Below are 14,566 nucleotides of genomic sequence, written 5' to 3'. Positions count from 1 at the left end.
GGCCGAGGCCGGGTCCGAGGCCAAAGCCGGGTCCAGGGCCCGGTCCGAGGCCAAGGCCGGGTCCAGGGCCCGGTCCGAGGCCGGGGCCAGATCCGGAGCCGAGGCCGAGGCCGGGTCCGAGGCCAAAGCCGGGTCCAGGGCCCGGTCCGAGGCCAAGGCCGGGTCCAGGGCCCGGTCCGAGGCCGGGGCCAGATCCGAGGCCGGGGCCAGGTCCAGGGCCCGGTCCGAGGCCGGGGCCAGATCCGAGGCCGGGGCCAGGTCCGAGGGCGGGTCGGGGGCCGGGGCCGGGTCCGAGGCCGGGGCCGACCTGTGGCGCTCGGCGCTGGGCGGGGCGGTGTGCGTGGCGGATCCGGAGGCCGCGCGGGAGGTGATGGGCAACCGGAACGGCGTCGTCGCGGAGACGTCCGACTTCTACCACCACCGGCACGGCGTCTTCGGGCCGCGCCAGGCACAGCTCACGATCGGCCGCGCGGCCCGCACCCTGATGCAGCGTCATCTCCGCGACCACCGGGCCGACCTGCCCGGGCTGGTCGCCCGGCGCCTCGCACCGCGCAGCGAGTGGCCGGACGCGGGGAACCTGCTCGTCCTGGAGCACCTGCGCGATGTGCTGCTGTACCCGGACGCCCCGCCCCACCTGCACCGGACGGTGGACGCGATCGTCGCCCGCGCGGTGTCGGCAGGCGCCCGGCGGCGCCACGCCGCCCCCTCCCGGCTGCTGTTCCGGCACCGCGCGCTGCACGCCCTGCGCACCGAGGTACGGGCCAGGCAGCGCGCGGCACGGCCGCTCGACCACCCGGCGGGGCCGCGCGACCTCCTGGACGTCGTCGTCGGCGGGGGCGGCCCGGCGGCCGGTCCCGACGAACTCGTCGAGGTCTACCTCTCCTTCCTGTTCGCCACGGCCGGCTCGATCGGGTTCGCGCTCGGCTGGTCGGTCCTGCTGCTGGGCACGCACCCGGAGCGGGCCGCGGCGGACCCGGGCCGGACCGTCCGCGAGGCACTGCGGCTGTGGCCGGTGGCGTGGCTGTTCGCCCGCACCCCGAGCCGGGCGCAGGAGCTGGGCGGGACACCGGTCACGCCCCGGGACCGGCTGATGGTCTGCAGCTACCTGGTGCACCGGCATCCCGGGTACTGGGAGCGGCCCGACGAGTTCGTCCCGGAGCGGTGGACCGCGGGCGTGCCGGACGGGGCGTACCTGCCGTTCGGCCTCGGCCCGCACACCTGTGCCGGCGCGACCGTCACCGTACGGCTCCTGGAGGACCTGGTCGGCCTCCTCACCCGTGACTGGCGAGTGTCGGTCACCTCTGACGGCGGCGGGCCCCAGGTGGGTCCGGCGCTGGCTCCGCCGCGGTTCACCGCGGTGCTGAGCCGTCCCGACGGCTGCCTGGAGAGGAGGTGAACCAGCATGCGCGCGCTGTACCTCAAGACGAAGTCGGTCCTCAACGTCCGACGCTCGTACGGGCAGTTCTGGTACCTGTACCACCACATCTGACCGGCCCGCGCGGGGAGGCGACAGCCGGTCGGCTCCCCGCGCTCCCACGAGGGGAACGCCCACGATGACCACTCCGCAGCACCCCGAGGACTTCCTGAGTTCGATGCGGCTGCGCAGCGCCCGGGAGGACGGCATCTTCCGGGTCGACGACCAGCGGCTCGGGATCTTCGAGCCGGAGGCGGCCCGCCGGGTCAGCGCCGCCAACTGGCAGCGGTACGTGATGCACGACCGGCTGGTCGACATGGTGCGCCGGCGGCGCAGCCCCGAGATGCGGTGGAGCCGGATCCGCTCCGCCTGGATGACCCAGCTGCACGCGCTGGCGACGGCGGAGCAGCACGGTCTGCTGATCGAGCGCATGGAACGGGTGCTGGACGAGCGGGCCGGGCAGGACGCCGACACCGACCTGACCCTGCTGATGCAGGACGTGGCGCTGCGGTCGCTGCTGCCCGTCGCGCTCGCCGGACTCAGCGACGGCGAGGCGGACCTGGTCCGCCGCGACCTGGAGATGAAGCTGGCGCGGCTGGTGTCGCCCGCGCCGGGCGGCGTCCTGCACCACCTGCGGCACGTCGCCGTCCAGGTGCGGGCCGGGCTGGTGGTGCGCCGGGTCCTGCGGCAGCGGGCCCGGGGGCGGCGCGGGCGCGAGGCGGACCTCGCCGACCCCTTCGTGGACCTGCTGCCGGAACTCGGCATGGACCGCGCGCTGGACGTCGTGACCACCGTCCTCACGGCCATCGGGGGGCCGCCCGGCACCGCCGCCGCGAGCGTGCTGTACGAGTTCGTCCGGCAGCCGACGTGGCGGCGCCGCCTCGAAGCGGAGCTGGCCGCGGTGGACCCCGTGGAGTTCCGTACGGCGCCCACCCAGGCGGCGCCGGTCACCCACCGGTTCGTGAAGGAGGTGCTGCGCATGTGGAGCCCGCCGCTGCTGCTGGTGCGCCGCTCCACGTTCGGGTTCGACCTGGGGACGACCCGTCTGGAGCCGGGGCAGTGGTACCTGCTGAGCCCGCACCTGATCCACCGTGACGAACGGGTGTGGAAGCAGCCCGACGTCTTCGACCCGGACCGCTTCCTGCCGGGCGCACCGCACGGCCCGGCCGACCGGAACTGTTACGTGCCCTTCGGCTGGGCGCCGAAGAAGTGCATCGGCGCGAACATCGCCGTGGTGCAGCTGATGGCCCTGTGCCACCTGTTCTGCACCCGCTACCGGCTGACCGTGGACCGCCCGGAGGCGGTCACGATGGCCCTGCGGTTCGCGCCGGTGCCGGAGAACTTCCGGGGGCGGCTGGAGCTGCGGTGAGCGGAGGCGCCGTCGTTGTCCGCGGTGCCGTCGTGGCTGGTCGCGCGGTTCCCCGCGCCCCTTACGGGGCACTGCGCGCAGGCTCAGCCGGGAAGCGGGCCGGGACGCACGGTCAGGTCGTTGATCTCCGCGTCCCCGGGCAGGTCGAGGGCGGTGAGGATGGTGGTCGCCACCGACTCCGGGTCGATCCAGCGCGCCGGGTCGTACTCCTTGCCCTCCTGCTGGTGCACCTTCGCCTGCATCGGGCTCGCCGTGCGGCCCGGGTAGACCGAGGTGACGCGGACGCCGTTGCCGTGCTCCTCGGCACGGAGCGAGTCGGCGAGGGCCTTCAGGCCGTGCTTGGAGGCCGCGTACGCCGACCAGCCGGCGTTCGCGTTGAGGCCCGCGCCGGAGTTCACGAACAGCACGTGACCGCGGGCGGCACGGAGCTGGGGCAGGAAGTGCCGGGTCAGCTCGGCCGGTGCGACCAGGTTGACGTTGAGCTGGTGGCGCCAGGACTTCGGGGTCAGCTCGCCGACCTCGCCCAGGTCGACGACGCCGGCGATGTGCAGCAGCGAGTCCACCCGGTCCGGGAGGGCCTGGTGGGAGAAGGCCCAGGAGAGCTTGTCCGGGTCCGCCAGGTCGCCCACCAGGGTGCGGGCGCCGGGGAACCCGGCGGCCAGTTCCTTCGCGCGGCCCGCGTCGCGCGCGTGCAGTACGACGTCGTCCCCGCGCGCGTGCAGGCGCCGGGCCACGGCGGCGCCGATGCCGGAACCGGCGCCGGTGATCACATGAGTTGCCATGGGGGCCATGCTCGCATCAGCGGGCGGGGCGGCCCGCCTCCAGGTAGCCGAGCGCCTCGGCGGGTTCCTCCGCGAAGAACATCAGCTCGGCCAGGGGGCGGGGCAGGAAGCCCTCCGCCTCCATGCGCTGGAACTGCTGCTTCAGGCCGTCGTAGAAGCCGGCGGTGTTGAGCAGGACGACCGGCTTGTCGGTGCGGCCGTGCTTCTTCAGCTCCAGGATCTCGGTGGCCTCGTCGAGGGTGCCGGTGCCGCCGACCATGACGACCACGGCGTCGGACCTCTCCAGGAGCAGCCGCTTGCGTTCGGCGAGGTCGGCCGCGACGACCATCTCGTCGGCGCCGGGGCGTGCCTTGTTGGCGAGGAACTCGACGGAGATGCCGACCAGCCTGCCGCCGGCCTCCTGGACGCCGTCGGCGACGACCTTCATCAGGCCGGTGTCGGAGCCGCCCCAGACGAGGGAGTGGCCGCCCTTGCCTATGAGTCTGCCGAAGTCACGGGCGGGACGGGTGTAGCGGTCGTCGAGATCTGCCGCGGAGAGGAAGACACAGATGCGCATGGGGTCAGGGTAGGCACCGCCGTCCGGCGGCTGCGGGCCGTGTGTGGCCGGTCGCGCGGCTCCCACCCCCGGCGCCCTTCCGGGTGAGGAGGCTGGTCCTCGGGAACAAGCGGGCGTCCGTCGGCGTCACCCTTACATGGCCTCAGGACACACGATCACCATCGAGAACAGCGACCAGCACGTGCGCGTGACGCACGGCGACCTGGTCCTCGCCGAGAGCGACCGGGCCCTCGTCCTCCACGAGACCGGGTCGCCCGTTCGCTACTACATCCCCGCCGAGGACGTCCGCCTCGATCTCCTCACGCCCTCCGAGACGCACACCGTCTGCCCCTTCAAGGGGACCGCCTCCTACTGGTCCCTGCCGGACGCGCCGGACCTGGTCTGGGCGTATCCCGAGCCGAAGTCGGACGTCGCCCGGATCAAGGACCACCTCTGCTTCTACGAGGTGGACGTCACCGGCTGACGCCGGACGGTCGAGGCGATCGTCGCCGAGCCGACGACGCGGGTGTCGTCGTACAGGACGATCGCCTGGCCCGGCGCGACGCCGCGGACCGGCTCGGTGAACGTGACGCGCAGTTCGCCGTCGACCAGTTCCGCGCTCACCTCGGTCTCGCCGCCGTGGGCGCGGAGCTGGGCGGTGTAGACGCCGGGGGCGGTGGGGGCGGTGCCGCACCAGCGGGGCTTGATCGCGGTGAGGCCGGTGACGTCGAGGGCGGCGGCCGGGCCGACCGTCACCGTGTTGTCCACCGGTGAGATGTCCAGGACGTAGCGGGGCTTGCCGTCGGCGGCGGGGTGACCGATCCGCAGGCCCTTGCGCTGGCCGATGGTGAAGCCGTACGCGCCCTCGTGGGTGCCGACCTTGGTGCCGGACTCGTCGACGATGTCGCCCTCGGTCCTGCCGAGCCGCTTCGCGAGGAAGCCCTGGGTGTCGCCGTCGGCGATGAAGCAGATGTCGTGGGAGTCGGGCTTCTTGGCGACCGCGAGGCCCCGGTGCTCGGCCTCGGCGCGGATCTCGTCCTTGGTGGTGAGGGTGTCGCCGAGCGGGAAGAGGGCGTGGGCGAGCTGCCGCTCGTCCAGGACGCCGAGGACGTACGACTGGTCCTTCGCCATGTCGGAGGCACGGTGCAGCTCACGGGAGCCGTCGGGGAGCGTCACGATCTTCGCGTAGTGGCCGGTGCAGACGGCGTCGAAGCCGAGCGCGAGGGCCTTGTCGAGCAGCGCGGCGAACTTGATCTTCTCGTTGCAGCGCAGGCACGGGTTGGGGGTGCGGCCCGCCTCGTACTCGGCGACGAAGTCCTCGACGACGTCCTCGCGGAACCTGTCGGCGAGGTCCCAGACGTAGAACGGGATGCCGATGACGTCGGCGGCCCGGCGGGCGTCGCGGGAGTCCTCGATGGTGCAACAGCCCCGGGCGCCCGTGCGGAAGGACTGCGGGTTCGCGGAGAGCGCGAGGTGGACGCCGGTGACGTCGTGGCCGGCCTCGGCCGCGCGGGCGGCGGCGACGGCGGAGTCCACGCCGCCCGACATGGCGGCGAGGACGCGGAGGGGACGGGTGCGCTGCGGGGTGTCAGTCATAGCCCCTCCAGGGTACGGGGGCGCGGGAACCGGGTCCCGCGCGTATCCGTTGGGATGGCATGGGGGTGGATTCGGACCGTGGCGAGTGACGGTGACCGCAGGCTCGGGCGACGGGCGCTGTTGGTGGGCGGGGCGGCGGCGGCCGTGGGCACGGTGGCGCTGACCAGGGACGAGCTGTCGCGGCTGTACTGGCGGCTGCCGGGGGTGCGCAAGGCGCGGGTGGCGGGCGCGGTGGACTTCAGGGGGGCGCGCTGGGTGGCCGCGTCCGCGGCGAACTACCGGACGGCGAACCGGCCGTCCGACTACCCGGTCGACCGCGTGGTCGTCCATGTCACCCAGGGCGGGTACGCGAGCGCGGTGAAGGCCTTCCAGGACCCCGCGCACCAGGCGGCGGCGCACTACATCGTGCGCCAGGACGGGCGGATCACCCAGCTGGTCCGCGAGCTGGACGTGGCGTTCCACGCGGGGAACAGGTCGTACAACGAGCGCAGTGTCGGGATCGAGCACGAGGGGTTCGTGGACCGTCCGGAGGATTTCACGGCCGCGATGTACGCGGCCTCGGCGCGGCTGACGGCCGCGATATGCCGGCGGTACGGAATGGCCGTGGACCGCGAGCACGTGATCGGTCACGCTCAGGTGCCGGGGACGGATCACACCGACCCGGGAGAGCACTGGGACTGGGACCGCTACATGGGGCTCGTTCGGCGCGCCGGACGGGCCTGACCCCCGGTTCCACCTGTGACTCAATCGTTATCCTGTGCCCGTGCTGCACGCCCCCTGTGTCCGTTGCGTCCCGCACCCGCGGCGTCAGCTGCGGCTGGTCAACTGACCCTTTTTCCAAGGGAGTCAAGAATCACCATCATCCACCGCCGCCTCACAGTCGCCCCGGTCCGCTCCTAACTTCGCCTCAGATTCCACACAGCCCTCAGGTCAAACATCCGGGGCCATGACCCACACCACGGATCCCGCCTTCGGGGCGGACGGAGACGAAGAGCAGCAGGGCACCGGCGGCCGGCGGCGCCGCGCCAAGGGCGCGGCGCACTCCAAGGCGGCGCGTGCCACCGACGCCGAGCACTCCAAGGACGGAACGGCCAAGCGGGGTAAAGGCGTTCACCGGCGGAAGTTCCTCGGCGGGATGGCCGGTGTCGGCCTGGGCGCCGTCGCCGCGGCCGGTTCCACCTTCGCCCTGCTGACCGACGCCAAAGGCAACAAGGCCGGGGCGGCGACCAACACCGCGACCCTGTCCGTCCCGGACCTCCTGGAGGGCACCACCTCCGACAGCACCACCACCTTCACCCTGGAGGCGAAGACCGGCAGCGCCGAGGTGCTCAGCGGCGTCACCAGCACCACCGCCGGGTACAACCAGTCCTTCCTCGGCCCGACCATGAAGTGGACCAAGGGCAACACGAACGTCCTCAACATCACCAACAGCCTGGGCGAGGACACCACGGTCCACTTCCACGGCGCGCACGTCCCGGCCAAGATGGACGGCGGTCCGCAGGTCGCCTTCTCCGACGGGGACACCTGGTCGCCGACCTTCACGGTCAAGGACGAGCCGATGACGCTCTGGTACCACCCGCACGCGCTGGGCACGACGGCGAAGCAGGCGGTGCACGGCCTGGCCGGCATGATCATCGTCGACGACAGCGACAACACCACCAGCGCCGACCTGCCCAGCACCTACGGCACAGACGACATCCCGCTGATCTTCCAGTGCCTGGCCGTCGACAGCTCCGGCGACATCAAGTACGACCTCACCGGCTACCTCAGCAGCGGCCTGAGCTACCCGCTGCTGGTCAACGGGACCAACGTCGACGACACCACCCTCACCTTCACCGCCACCAAGACCCGGACCCGGTTCCGGCTGCTCAACGCCTCGCCGTCGGACATCATCACCGTCCAGCGCAGCGACGGCGGCACGATGACCCAGATCGCCACCGACCAGGGCTACCTGGCCGAGGCGGCGGACGTGACCACGATCCGGCTGGTGGCGGGCGCGCGCGCCGAGATGGTGATGGACATGTCGGACGACGTCACCCTCCAGGCGGTCATCACCACCGGCTGGGTGCGCGGCGGCAGCGGCACGTACGACTTCCTGGCGGTCACCGCGAGCGGCACGGACACCCCGGACGACCTGCCCAGCTCGCTGCGGACCATCGACCGGTACGACACCGGCGACTTCACCGCGCGCACCATCACCCTCGGCCAGTCCGGTGCGACGATGCTGATCAACGGCTCGGCGGGCACGAGCATGTCCTCCATGGCCATGATCAGCACCACGCTGGGGTCCAAGGAGATCTGGACGATCAAGAACAGTACGCAGCTGGAGCACTCGTTCCACCTGCACGACGTGCCGTACCAGCTGATCTCCGTCAACGGCGAGGATCCGACCGGCGTCGAACTCGGCTGGTACGACACGTACGAGGTGGTCGGCGGCGGCTCCATCGAGATCGCCATGGAGTTCACGGACTTCTCCGACGACACCTACATGTACATGCTCCACTGCCATCTGCTGCAGCACGAGGACGAGGGCATGATGGCGGCCCTCATGGTCACGGACAGCTAGCCGCCGCCCGGGCCTCCCGAGCAGGCTGCCGCCGGCGGTGGAAGTGCCGGCGGCAGCCGTTCGCGTCTGCCGGCCGGTCAGCTGAGCCCGGCGGCCCTGGCCCGCTCCACCGCGGGGCCGATCGCCTTCCCGACCGCCTCGACGTCGGCCTGGGTGGAGGTGTGGCCGAGCGAGAAGCGCAGGGTGCCGCGGGCCAGGTCGGGGTCGGTGCCGGTGGCCAGCAGGACATGGCTGGGCTGGGCGACCCCGGCGGTGCACGCGGAGCCCGTCGAGCACTCGATGCCCTGGGCGTCGAGCAGCAGGAGCAGCGAGTCGCCCTCGCAGCCGGGGAAGGTGAAGTGCGCGTTGGCGGGAAGCCGGTCCAGCGGGTCGCCGCCGAGGATCGCGTTGGGTACGGCCGTACGGACGGCGTCGATCAGCGCGTCGCGCAGGGCGCCGATCTCCCGGGCGAACCACTCGCGGCGTTCGGCGGCGAGCCGCCCCGCCACCGCGAAGGAGGCGATCGCCGGGACGTCGAGGGTGCCGGAGCGCACGTGCCGTTCCTGACCGCCGCCGTGCAGGACGGGCACGGGGGTGTGCTCACGGCCGAGGAGCAGGGCGCCGATGCCGTACGGGCCGCCGACCTTGTGGCCGGAGACGGTCATCGCGGCGAGACCGGAGGTGCCGAAGTCCAGCGGGATCTGACCGAAGGCCTGGACCGCGTCGGCGTGCAGCGGGATGCCGAACTCGTTCGCCACGGCGGCGAGTTCACGAACCGGCAGGATCGTGCCGATCTCGTTGTTGGCCCACATGACGGTGGCGAGGGCCACGTCGTCGGGGTTGCGTTCGATCGCCTCGCGCAGCGCGTCGGGGTGGACCCGGCCGTAGGTGTCGACGGGGAGGTACTCCACCGTCGCGCCCTCGTGTTCGCCGAGCCAGTCGACGGCATCCAGCACCGCGTGGTGTTCGACGGGGCTGGCCAGGACCCGGGTGCGGCCCGGGTCCGCGTCGCGGCGGGACCAGTAGAGGCCCTTGACCGCGAGGTTGTCGGCCTCGGTGCCGCCGGAGGTGAGGACGACCTCGCTGGGGCGGGCGCCGAGCGCTTCCGCGAGGGTCTCCCTGGATTCCTCGACCGTGCGGCGGGCCTTGCGGCCGGAGGCGTGCAGGGAGGACGCGTTGCCGCTGACGCGGAGGGCGGCGGTGAGTGCTTCCACCGCTTCCGGGAGCATCGGGGTCGTGGCTGCGTGGTCGAGGTAGGCCATGGTGGGGTCGATTCTACGGGGGGCGGGGTAAGGGCCGCCCAGCCGCCGTAGGTGGCCTGTGCCGGCGTGCGGGTGCCGGTGATTCGTGGCTGGCCGCGCAGTTCCGCCCCCAGCCTTCGGCCGGGGGTGTCCCCGGCGCCCCTGCAGGGGCGACTCTTCGAACGGCGCGCCTACAGGCTCCAGGAGACCGTGTTCGAGACCGCCATCGCGATCGCCAGGACCCCGAGGTCCGCCACGCCGAGGGCCAGGCCCAGGTACGCGCGGCCCTTGCGCGCCGTGCCGCGCCACAGGGAGACCAGGGACAGGATGATCGCGATCGGGCCCAGGAACAGGTTCAGGACCAGGAGGCCGAGCAGGCCCAGGATGAAGGACGCCACGGCCATGCCGTCGGCGTCGCGGCTGCCGGTGCGGGTCTCGGGGCGAGGGGTGGCGGGGGCGGTGAGTTGCATCATGCTCAGCTCCTCAAGTGAGCGGGGACGAAAGGTCAGTTGGCCGAGGTGTGACGGCGGCGGGCGAGGCGCTCGCGGAGTGCGAAGACGGCCAGCCAGACGACGATCACGGTGGCGAGCCCCGCGGTGACGTCGAGCGGCGCGTGGGCCACGGTGCCCAGCACCACGCCGAGCAGCATGAGTGCGGCGACGAGGAACAGCATGGGTTCGATCCCCCTCCGTTACATTTGGGTGAACGGTTGTAGTAACAGTTGTTCACTGACTTTGAGTCTAGCAACTCGCACGGCTTTCCAATTCCGGAGAACAGTTGTTAACTGGATGACATGAGTCACACCCTCGGCATCCGACAGGCCCAGAAGCAGAAGACCCGCCAGGCCTTCCTGGACGCGGCGCTGGCCCTGCTGGAGGAGCAGAGCCTGAGCAGCCTGGGACTGCGCGAGGTCACCCGGGCCGTGGGCGTCGCCCCGACCGCCTTCTACCGGCACTTCCGTTCGACGGCCGATCTCGGCGTCGCCCTCGTCGACGAGGCGCTGGGCAGTCTGCACGCGATGGTCCGCACGACGGTGGCCACGGGCGGCGCGGAGCGCATCACCCGGGCCGTGCAGCTGATCGCCGGCCATGTCGCCGCGCACCCGGCACACGTGCGGTTCATCGCACGGGAGCGGCACGGCGGGGTGCAGCCGGTGCGGGAGGCGATCCGGGCCCAGCTCGCCCGGTTCGCCGAGGAGGTCAAGACCGAGCTGGCCAAGGATCCCGAGGCCGAGGGGTGGAGCGACGACGATCTGCTGATGCTCGCCCACCTCTACGTGGACCAGATGCTCATCACCGCCTCGCTGTTCCTGGAGACCCTGGAGTCGCCGGAGTCGGCGGAGCCCTCCGAGGCGGAGCGGGAGCGCGTCGTCCGGCTCGCCACCCGGCAGCTGCGGCTGATCAGCCTCGGCCGGCAGCACTGGCTGGACTGAGCTGAGCGCTCCGCTGGAAGTGCCGCGGTATGCCGTCTGTCTGCTGCGGCTCCGTCGTGGCTGGTCGCGCGGTTCCTCCCCCAGCCTTCGGCCGGGGGTGCCCCCAGCGACCCTTACGGGGCGCTCCCCAACCGCAGCACAGGGGCGGCGCGTCCGTTCGCCGGACGCGCCACCCCTGTCGTACGGCCTCTGCCGTCAGCTCTTCGTCGCCTGTGCGGTCGGTGCGCCGCTGGGCGCCGCGCCGCCGCCGGGGCCGCCCTGGCCGCCGCCGCACCCGCCGCCCATGCCACCACCGGGGCCGCCCTGGCCGCCGGCGCCCGGGCCGCCGCTCGGCATGCCGGTGGGGGTGCCCGTCGGCTTGACGGTCGAGTTGCCGGTCGGCGCGCCGCTGGGCAGGCCCGACGCGTTGCCGGTGGGCCTGCCGGTCGGCTGCTGACAGCTCTGCGCGCCGGAGTCGCCGCCGCCGGAGGACGACGACGAGTCGCCCGAACCGCCGCACGCGGTCAGCAGCAGCGGGGACAGCGCGAGCAGGGCCGCGGCGGGGACGAGACGTACACGCTTCATGAGAGACAACTCCATTGAGGATGAGGGAGTCCTGAGGAGTGGCACTCAACCAACGGCGCTTAAGGCCTTCTTGGGGCCGCCCTGTTCGCCGCCTGTCAGGCAGGTAAAGCACTCTCCAAGAGGCGCCGCCGACCTGGGAGTTCGCGCCACGGCGGCACCTACCCGCTGGTACACGCCCGTGACAGAACGAGGTTCCGGCGGCCGTCGGAACGGTGACGCGCCGGCCCCGGTCCGGATTCAGCCGAGGCGGACCCGGGCCAGCTGGCGGGACTGGGCCACCAGGCGGTCCCGGGCGTCCCAGACCTCGGCGTCCTCCTCCAGGAACCCGCCGGCCAGGTTGCGGGTGGTGATGGCGACGCGCAGCGGACCCGGGGCGGGACGGTGACGGACGTGGACGGTGAGTTCGACCGTGGGCACCCAGCCCTTGAGACCGATCTCGAACGCGGTCGGCGGCAGCGCGTCCACCGCGAGGAGCAGGGAGAGCGGGTCGGCGTCACGGCCGTCCGCGAGGCCGAACCAGGAGCGCATCTCGCCCTTGCCGGAGGGTGCGCCGAGGGCCCAGCCGAGGGTGGCGGGGTCCAGCTTGAGCATCAGCCGCTCGGTGATGGCGGAGCTGCCCTCGACCGGGGCGGGGCCGTCCTCCGGGCCGAAGCAGTGCTCCATGGCCGGGATCGCGGGCGGGGTGGCCGTCGTACGGACGTCGTCGGGGAGGGCGGTGAGGTCGCCGTAGGAGGCGAGGACGCGGATGCGCTCGACCTCGTTGCCCTCGTCGTCGTACTGGAAGAGCGAGGCCTGGCCGGTGGAGAGGGTGCGGCCGGTGCGGACGGTGTCCGTGCGGATCACCGCCGGGCCCGGCTGCGACGCGGTCAGGTAGTGCGCGGAGACGGTGAACGGGTCGGGGTGCGGCAACGTGTCCGCGAGCGCCCGGCCGAGCACGGCGAGCAGGTAGCCGCCGTTGACGGCGCTGATGATGGTCCAGCCGGCCGAGAGATCGATGTCGTAGACGCCGGGAGCGCGCCGGATGACCGCGGTGTCGCGGTCGAACTCGCTGTCACCGATCACGGCCCGCGTGGATGCTGCTTCTGGCATGCCTGAACAGTACAAGAAGTGATTACTAAGCGGTAGCTTTTGTGATCCACGCACCAGCCGTCCGGTAGGCACCCCGGCGGTCCCCGGCCCCCACCCGGCCGGTAAGGGCTCCGTCGGCCGAGTGAGGTTCCGGCAATTTCTAGGTAAGTGTCCGGACACGTCCGTAACCCGGAGCCCTCCATTCCCCTCTATGGGGACATGAGCCTCACCGGGACTCCGTTCCTCTACACGACCATCGTCCTGTCCGTGATCGCCCTCATACTGCCGCTCGTCCTGTGGTCGAGGATGCGCGGCCCCAAGGCCGTCCGCGCCGCGGTCCGGATCCTGATGCTCCTGTTCGCCCAGGCCACCGCGGTCACGCTGATCTTCGTACTGGTCAACAACGAGAACAACCTGTACGACAACTGGGCCGACCTCCTCGGCACCGGCGACCACGTCCAGCAGGCCGCGAACCTCGGCCAGGACGGTACCGGCGGCATAGCGCTGAAACGGCTGCCGAAGGTGAAGCAGGCCTTCGCGGCGGCCGACGGACCGGGCATGCGGGCGGCCGGCGGGGTCGAGGTCACCCAGCTCAAGGGCCGCGTCTCGGGCGTGAACGCCGAGGTCTACGTCTGGCTGCCGCCCCAGTACCACGAGGCCGCCTACCGCAACCACCGCTTCCCGGTCGTGGAGCTGCTGCCCGGCTACCCGGGCTCGGCGAAGGCGTGGTTCGGTTCGCTGAAGGTGACCGAGCAGCTGGAGCCGCTGATGAGGAGCGGCAGGGTCGCGCCGTTCATCCTGGTCGCGCCGCGCACCAACCTGCTGGCGGGCGTGGACACCGGCTGCGCCAACATCCCGGGCACGGTCAACGCGGACACCTGGCTCAGCATCGACGTGCCGAAGATGGTCACCGACAACTTCCGGGCCGCGGCCGCCCCCGCCGGCTGGGCCGTGGCCGGCTACTCGGCGGGCGCGCACTGCGCGGTCAAGCTGGCGGTCGCCCACCCGGACCGCTACCGGGCCGCGATCAGCCTGTCCGGCTACAACGACCCGATCGGCGAGCGCAACTCGCTCGCCGCGCAGAGCGTGACCCTGCGCGAGCAGAACAACCCCTACCTGCTGCTGCGCAAGGCGGTCGCCCCGCCCCGGATCGCGCTTTACCTCTCCGGCGAGTCCGGCGACGGCTACCAGGCCGGTGTCGCGCTGGAACAGATCGCCAAGGCCCCGACCACCGTGCACGTGGTGTACCTGCCGCGCAGCGCGGGCGGCCACAACATGACGCTGTGGCGGCCCCAGGTGCCGACGGTCTTCGAGTGGCTCACCCTCAACATGGGCCAGAGCCACGTCCGAGCCGGGTCTACTCCTCCCGAACCGTCGAACGCCGGTTCCACGCACGCGGCGCTCGCCAGTGGTAGCGCATCGCGAGCAGGCGCAGTACGAAAGCGGTGACGACCGCGAGCCCGCTGGTGAACGGGTTCAGCGCGTCGTAGTGGATGCACAGCACCACCGTCGTCGCCCCGACGATGGCCGGGACCGCGTACAGGTCGCGGTCCCAGCGCAGCAGCGAGGGAACCTCGTTGGCGAGCACGTCCCGGAGCACGCCACCGCCGACCGCGGTGGCGAGCCCGAGGGCGGCGGAGGCGGTGAGGTTGAGGCCGTAGGAGTAGGCCTTCGTCGTGCCGCTGACCGCGAACAGGCCGAGCCCGGCCGCGTCGAAGACCAGGACCGACGACTGGATCCGCTCGACGTGCGGGTGCAGGAAGAACACCACCAGGGCCGCGATGAGCGGGGTCATGAAGTACCCGAGGTCCGTGAAGGCGGCCGGGGGGACGGCCCCGATGATCACGTCCCGGAAGATCCCGCCGCCCAGCGCGGTGACCTCGGCCATCACCGCGATGCCGAAGACGTCGAAGTTCTTGCGGACGGCCAGCAGCGCGCCGGAGATGGCGAACACGAAGATGCCGATGACGTCGAGCGTGTGCTGGACGGAGGGAGAGAAGAGTTGCTGGAGCTGCACCCT

16 protein-coding genes are annotated in these 14,566 nt (G+C 72.1%); 7 read left to right on the top strand and 9 right to left on the bottom strand.

The window, feature by feature from the left end; translation table 11 throughout:
* On the top strand, window positions 1–1,396 hold a 1,396-nt coding region (locus tag AB0472_RS34920), incomplete at its 5' end, for a cytochrome P450 (protein ID WP_366362547.1).
* A 157-nt stretch (window positions 1,397–1,553) separates the two neighbouring features.
* Entirely contained in the window at window positions 1,554–2,783 is a 1,230-nt protein-coding gene (locus tag AB0472_RS34915; RefSeq protein ID WP_366362545.1) for a cytochrome P450, read from the top strand.
* Between the two features lie 83 nt (window positions 2,784–2,866).
* Here the strand turns inward: AB0472_RS34915 and AB0472_RS34910 are convergent, their stop codons facing one another.
* Together AB0472_RS34910 and AB0472_RS34905 are read right to left on the bottom strand one after the other, a co-directional pair.
* Window positions 2,867–3,565, bottom strand: coding sequence for an SDR family oxidoreductase (locus AB0472_RS34910; RefSeq protein WP_366362543.1), 699 nt, complete (start codon window positions 3,563–3,565; stop codon window positions 2,867–2,869).
* Window positions 3,566–3,581: 16 nt separating this feature from the next.
* On the bottom strand, window positions 3,582–4,121 hold the full coding sequence (locus tag AB0472_RS34905) for a TIGR00730 family Rossman fold protein (RefSeq protein WP_366362541.1): 540 nt from the start codon (window positions 4,119–4,121) through the stop codon (window positions 3,582–3,584).
* Between the two features lie 136 nt (window positions 4,122–4,257).
* On the opposite strand from AB0472_RS34905, the gene AB0472_RS34900 reads away from it, so the two are divergent.
* A complete protein-coding gene (locus tag AB0472_RS34900) occupies window positions 4,258–4,584 on the top strand; it encodes a DUF427 domain-containing protein (RefSeq protein WP_366362539.1) in 327 nt (108 codons plus the stop codon).
* On the opposite strand, the gene mnmA is transcribed toward AB0472_RS34900, so the two are convergent.
* A complete protein-coding gene (gene mnmA, locus AB0472_RS34895; RefSeq protein WP_366362537.1) occupies window positions 4,560–5,696 on the bottom strand; it encodes a tRNA 2-thiouridine(34) synthase MnmA in 1,137 nt (378 codons plus the stop codon). The genes AB0472_RS34900 and mnmA overlap by 25 nt on opposite strands.
* A 54-nt stretch (window positions 5,697–5,750) precedes the next feature.
* Here mnmA and AB0472_RS34890 point away from each other — a divergent pair, with 54 nt between their 5' ends.
* Together AB0472_RS34890 and AB0472_RS34885 are read left to right on the top strand one after the other, a co-directional pair.
* Window positions 5,751–6,419: an N-acetylmuramoyl-L-alanine amidase gene (locus AB0472_RS34890; protein ID WP_366362535.1), complete on the top strand. Its 669-nt coding sequence runs from the start codon at window positions 5,751–5,753 to the stop codon at window positions 6,417–6,419.
* A 223-nt stretch (window positions 6,420–6,642) separates the two neighbouring features.
* Window positions 6,643–8,262, top strand: coding sequence for a multicopper oxidase domain-containing protein (locus AB0472_RS34885; RefSeq protein ID WP_366362533.1), 1,620 nt, complete (start codon window positions 6,643–6,645; stop codon window positions 8,260–8,262).
* Window positions 8,263–8,339: 77 nt separating this feature from the next.
* Here the strand turns inward: AB0472_RS34885 and AB0472_RS34880 are convergent, their stop codons facing one another.
* From AB0472_RS34880 to AB0472_RS34870, 3 genes are all read right to left on the bottom strand, one after another.
* Window positions 8,340–9,503, bottom strand: coding sequence for a cysteine desulfurase family protein (locus AB0472_RS34880; RefSeq protein WP_366362531.1), 1,164 nt, complete (start codon window positions 9,501–9,503; stop codon window positions 8,340–8,342).
* 170 nt (window positions 9,504–9,673) lie between these two features.
* Window positions 9,674–9,952 carry a DUF4190 domain-containing protein gene (locus tag AB0472_RS34875; RefSeq protein WP_366362561.1) on the bottom strand — a complete coding sequence of 93 codons (279 nt, stop codon included), beginning with the start codon at window positions 9,950–9,952 and terminating at the stop codon, window positions 9,674–9,676.
* Between the two features lie 35 nt (window positions 9,953–9,987).
* Window positions 9,988–10,155 (bottom strand): hypothetical protein, encoded by a 168-nt coding sequence (locus AB0472_RS34870; RefSeq protein ID WP_366362529.1) that lies wholly within the window; start codon window positions 10,153–10,155, stop codon window positions 9,988–9,990.
* Window positions 10,156–10,275: 120 nt separating this feature from the next.
* Here AB0472_RS34870 and AB0472_RS34865 point away from each other — a divergent pair, with 120 nt between their 5' ends.
* Window positions 10,276–10,914 (top strand): TetR family transcriptional regulator, encoded by a 639-nt coding sequence (locus tag AB0472_RS34865; RefSeq protein ID WP_366362527.1) that lies wholly within the window; start codon window positions 10,276–10,278, stop codon window positions 10,912–10,914.
* A 195-nt stretch (window positions 10,915–11,109) separates the two neighbouring features.
* Here the strand turns inward: AB0472_RS34865 and AB0472_RS34860 are convergent, their stop codons facing one another.
* Both AB0472_RS34860 and AB0472_RS34855 read right to left on the bottom strand, forming a co-directional pair.
* Entirely contained in the window at window positions 11,110–11,478 is a 369-nt protein-coding gene (locus AB0472_RS34860; RefSeq protein ID WP_366362525.1) for a hypothetical protein, read from the bottom strand.
* 237 nt (window positions 11,479–11,715) lie between these two features.
* Window positions 11,716–12,567, bottom strand: coding sequence for a thioesterase family protein (locus AB0472_RS34855; RefSeq protein ID WP_366362523.1), 852 nt, complete (start codon window positions 12,565–12,567; stop codon window positions 11,716–11,718).
* 198 nt (window positions 12,568–12,765) lie between these two features.
* Between AB0472_RS34855 and AB0472_RS34850 the strand changes: the two genes are divergently transcribed.
* Complete coding sequence (locus tag AB0472_RS34850; protein WP_366362521.1) at window positions 12,766–13,995, top strand: alpha/beta hydrolase-fold protein; 1,230 nt, start codon at window positions 12,766–12,768, stop codon at window positions 13,993–13,995.
* Here AB0472_RS34850 and AB0472_RS34845 read toward each other — a convergent pair.
* Window positions 13,904–14,563, bottom strand: a complete 660-nt coding sequence (locus AB0472_RS34845; RefSeq protein ID WP_366362519.1) for a trimeric intracellular cation channel family protein — start codon at window positions 14,561–14,563, stop codon at window positions 13,904–13,906. The two genes, AB0472_RS34850 and AB0472_RS34845, sit on opposite strands and share 92 nt — an antisense overlap.
* Window positions 14,564–14,566 lie beyond the last annotated feature (3 nt).

Source organism: Streptomyces sp. NPDC086777 (assembly GCF_040702065.1).
In the GTDB taxonomy this organism is placed as follows: domain Bacteria; phylum Actinomycetota; class Actinomycetes; order Streptomycetales; family Streptomycetaceae; genus Streptomyces.
This window is presented reverse-complemented; position numbering and strand designations above follow the sequence as displayed.

What these genes read in the sequence shown, in the direction of transcription:
- AB0472_RS34915 (WP_366362545.1), top strand. Translation starts at nt 1,554, where the DNA reads ATGACCACTCCGCAGCACCCCGAGGACTTCCTGAGTTCGATGCGGCTG.
- AB0472_RS34910 (WP_366362543.1), bottom strand. Translation starts at nt 3,565, where the DNA reads ATGGCAACTCATGTGATCACCGGCGCCGGTTCCGGCATCGGCGCCGCC.
- AB0472_RS34905 (WP_366362541.1), bottom strand. Translation starts at nt 4,121, where the DNA reads ATGCGCATCTGTGTCTTCCTCTCCGCGGCAGATCTCGACGACCGCTAC.
- AB0472_RS34900 (WP_366362539.1), top strand. Translation starts at nt 4,258, where the DNA reads ATGGCCTCAGGACACACGATCACCATCGAGAACAGCGACCAGCACGTG.
- mnmA (WP_366362537.1), bottom strand. Translation starts at nt 5,696, where the DNA reads ATGACTGACACCCCGCAGCGCACCCGTCCCCTCCGCGTCCTCGCCGCC.
- AB0472_RS34890 (WP_366362535.1), top strand. Translation starts at nt 5,751, where the DNA reads ATGGCATGGGGGTGGATTCGGACCGTGGCGAGTGACGGTGACCGCAGG.
- AB0472_RS34885 (WP_366362533.1), top strand. Translation starts at nt 6,643, where the DNA reads ATGACCCACACCACGGATCCCGCCTTCGGGGCGGACGGAGACGAAGAG.
- AB0472_RS34880 (WP_366362531.1), bottom strand. Translation starts at nt 9,503, where the DNA reads ATGGCCTACCTCGACCACGCAGCCACGACCCCGATGCTCCCGGAAGCG.
- AB0472_RS34875 (WP_366362561.1), bottom strand. Translation starts at nt 9,952, where the DNA reads ATGCAACTCACCGCCCCCGCCACCCCTCGCCCCGAGACCCGCACCGGC.
- AB0472_RS34870 (WP_366362529.1), bottom strand. Translation starts at nt 10,155, where the DNA reads ATGCTGTTCCTCGTCGCCGCACTCATGCTGCTCGGCGTGGTGCTGGGC.
- AB0472_RS34865 (WP_366362527.1), top strand. Translation starts at nt 10,276, where the DNA reads ATGAGTCACACCCTCGGCATCCGACAGGCCCAGAAGCAGAAGACCCGC.
- AB0472_RS34860 (WP_366362525.1), bottom strand. Translation starts at nt 11,478, where the DNA reads ATGAAGCGTGTACGTCTCGTCCCCGCCGCGGCCCTGCTCGCGCTGTCC.
- AB0472_RS34855 (WP_366362523.1), bottom strand. Translation starts at nt 12,567, where the DNA reads ATGCCAGAAGCAGCATCCACGCGGGCCGTGATCGGTGACAGCGAGTTC.
- AB0472_RS34850 (WP_366362521.1), top strand. Translation starts at nt 12,766, where the DNA reads ATGAGCCTCACCGGGACTCCGTTCCTCTACACGACCATCGTCCTGTCC.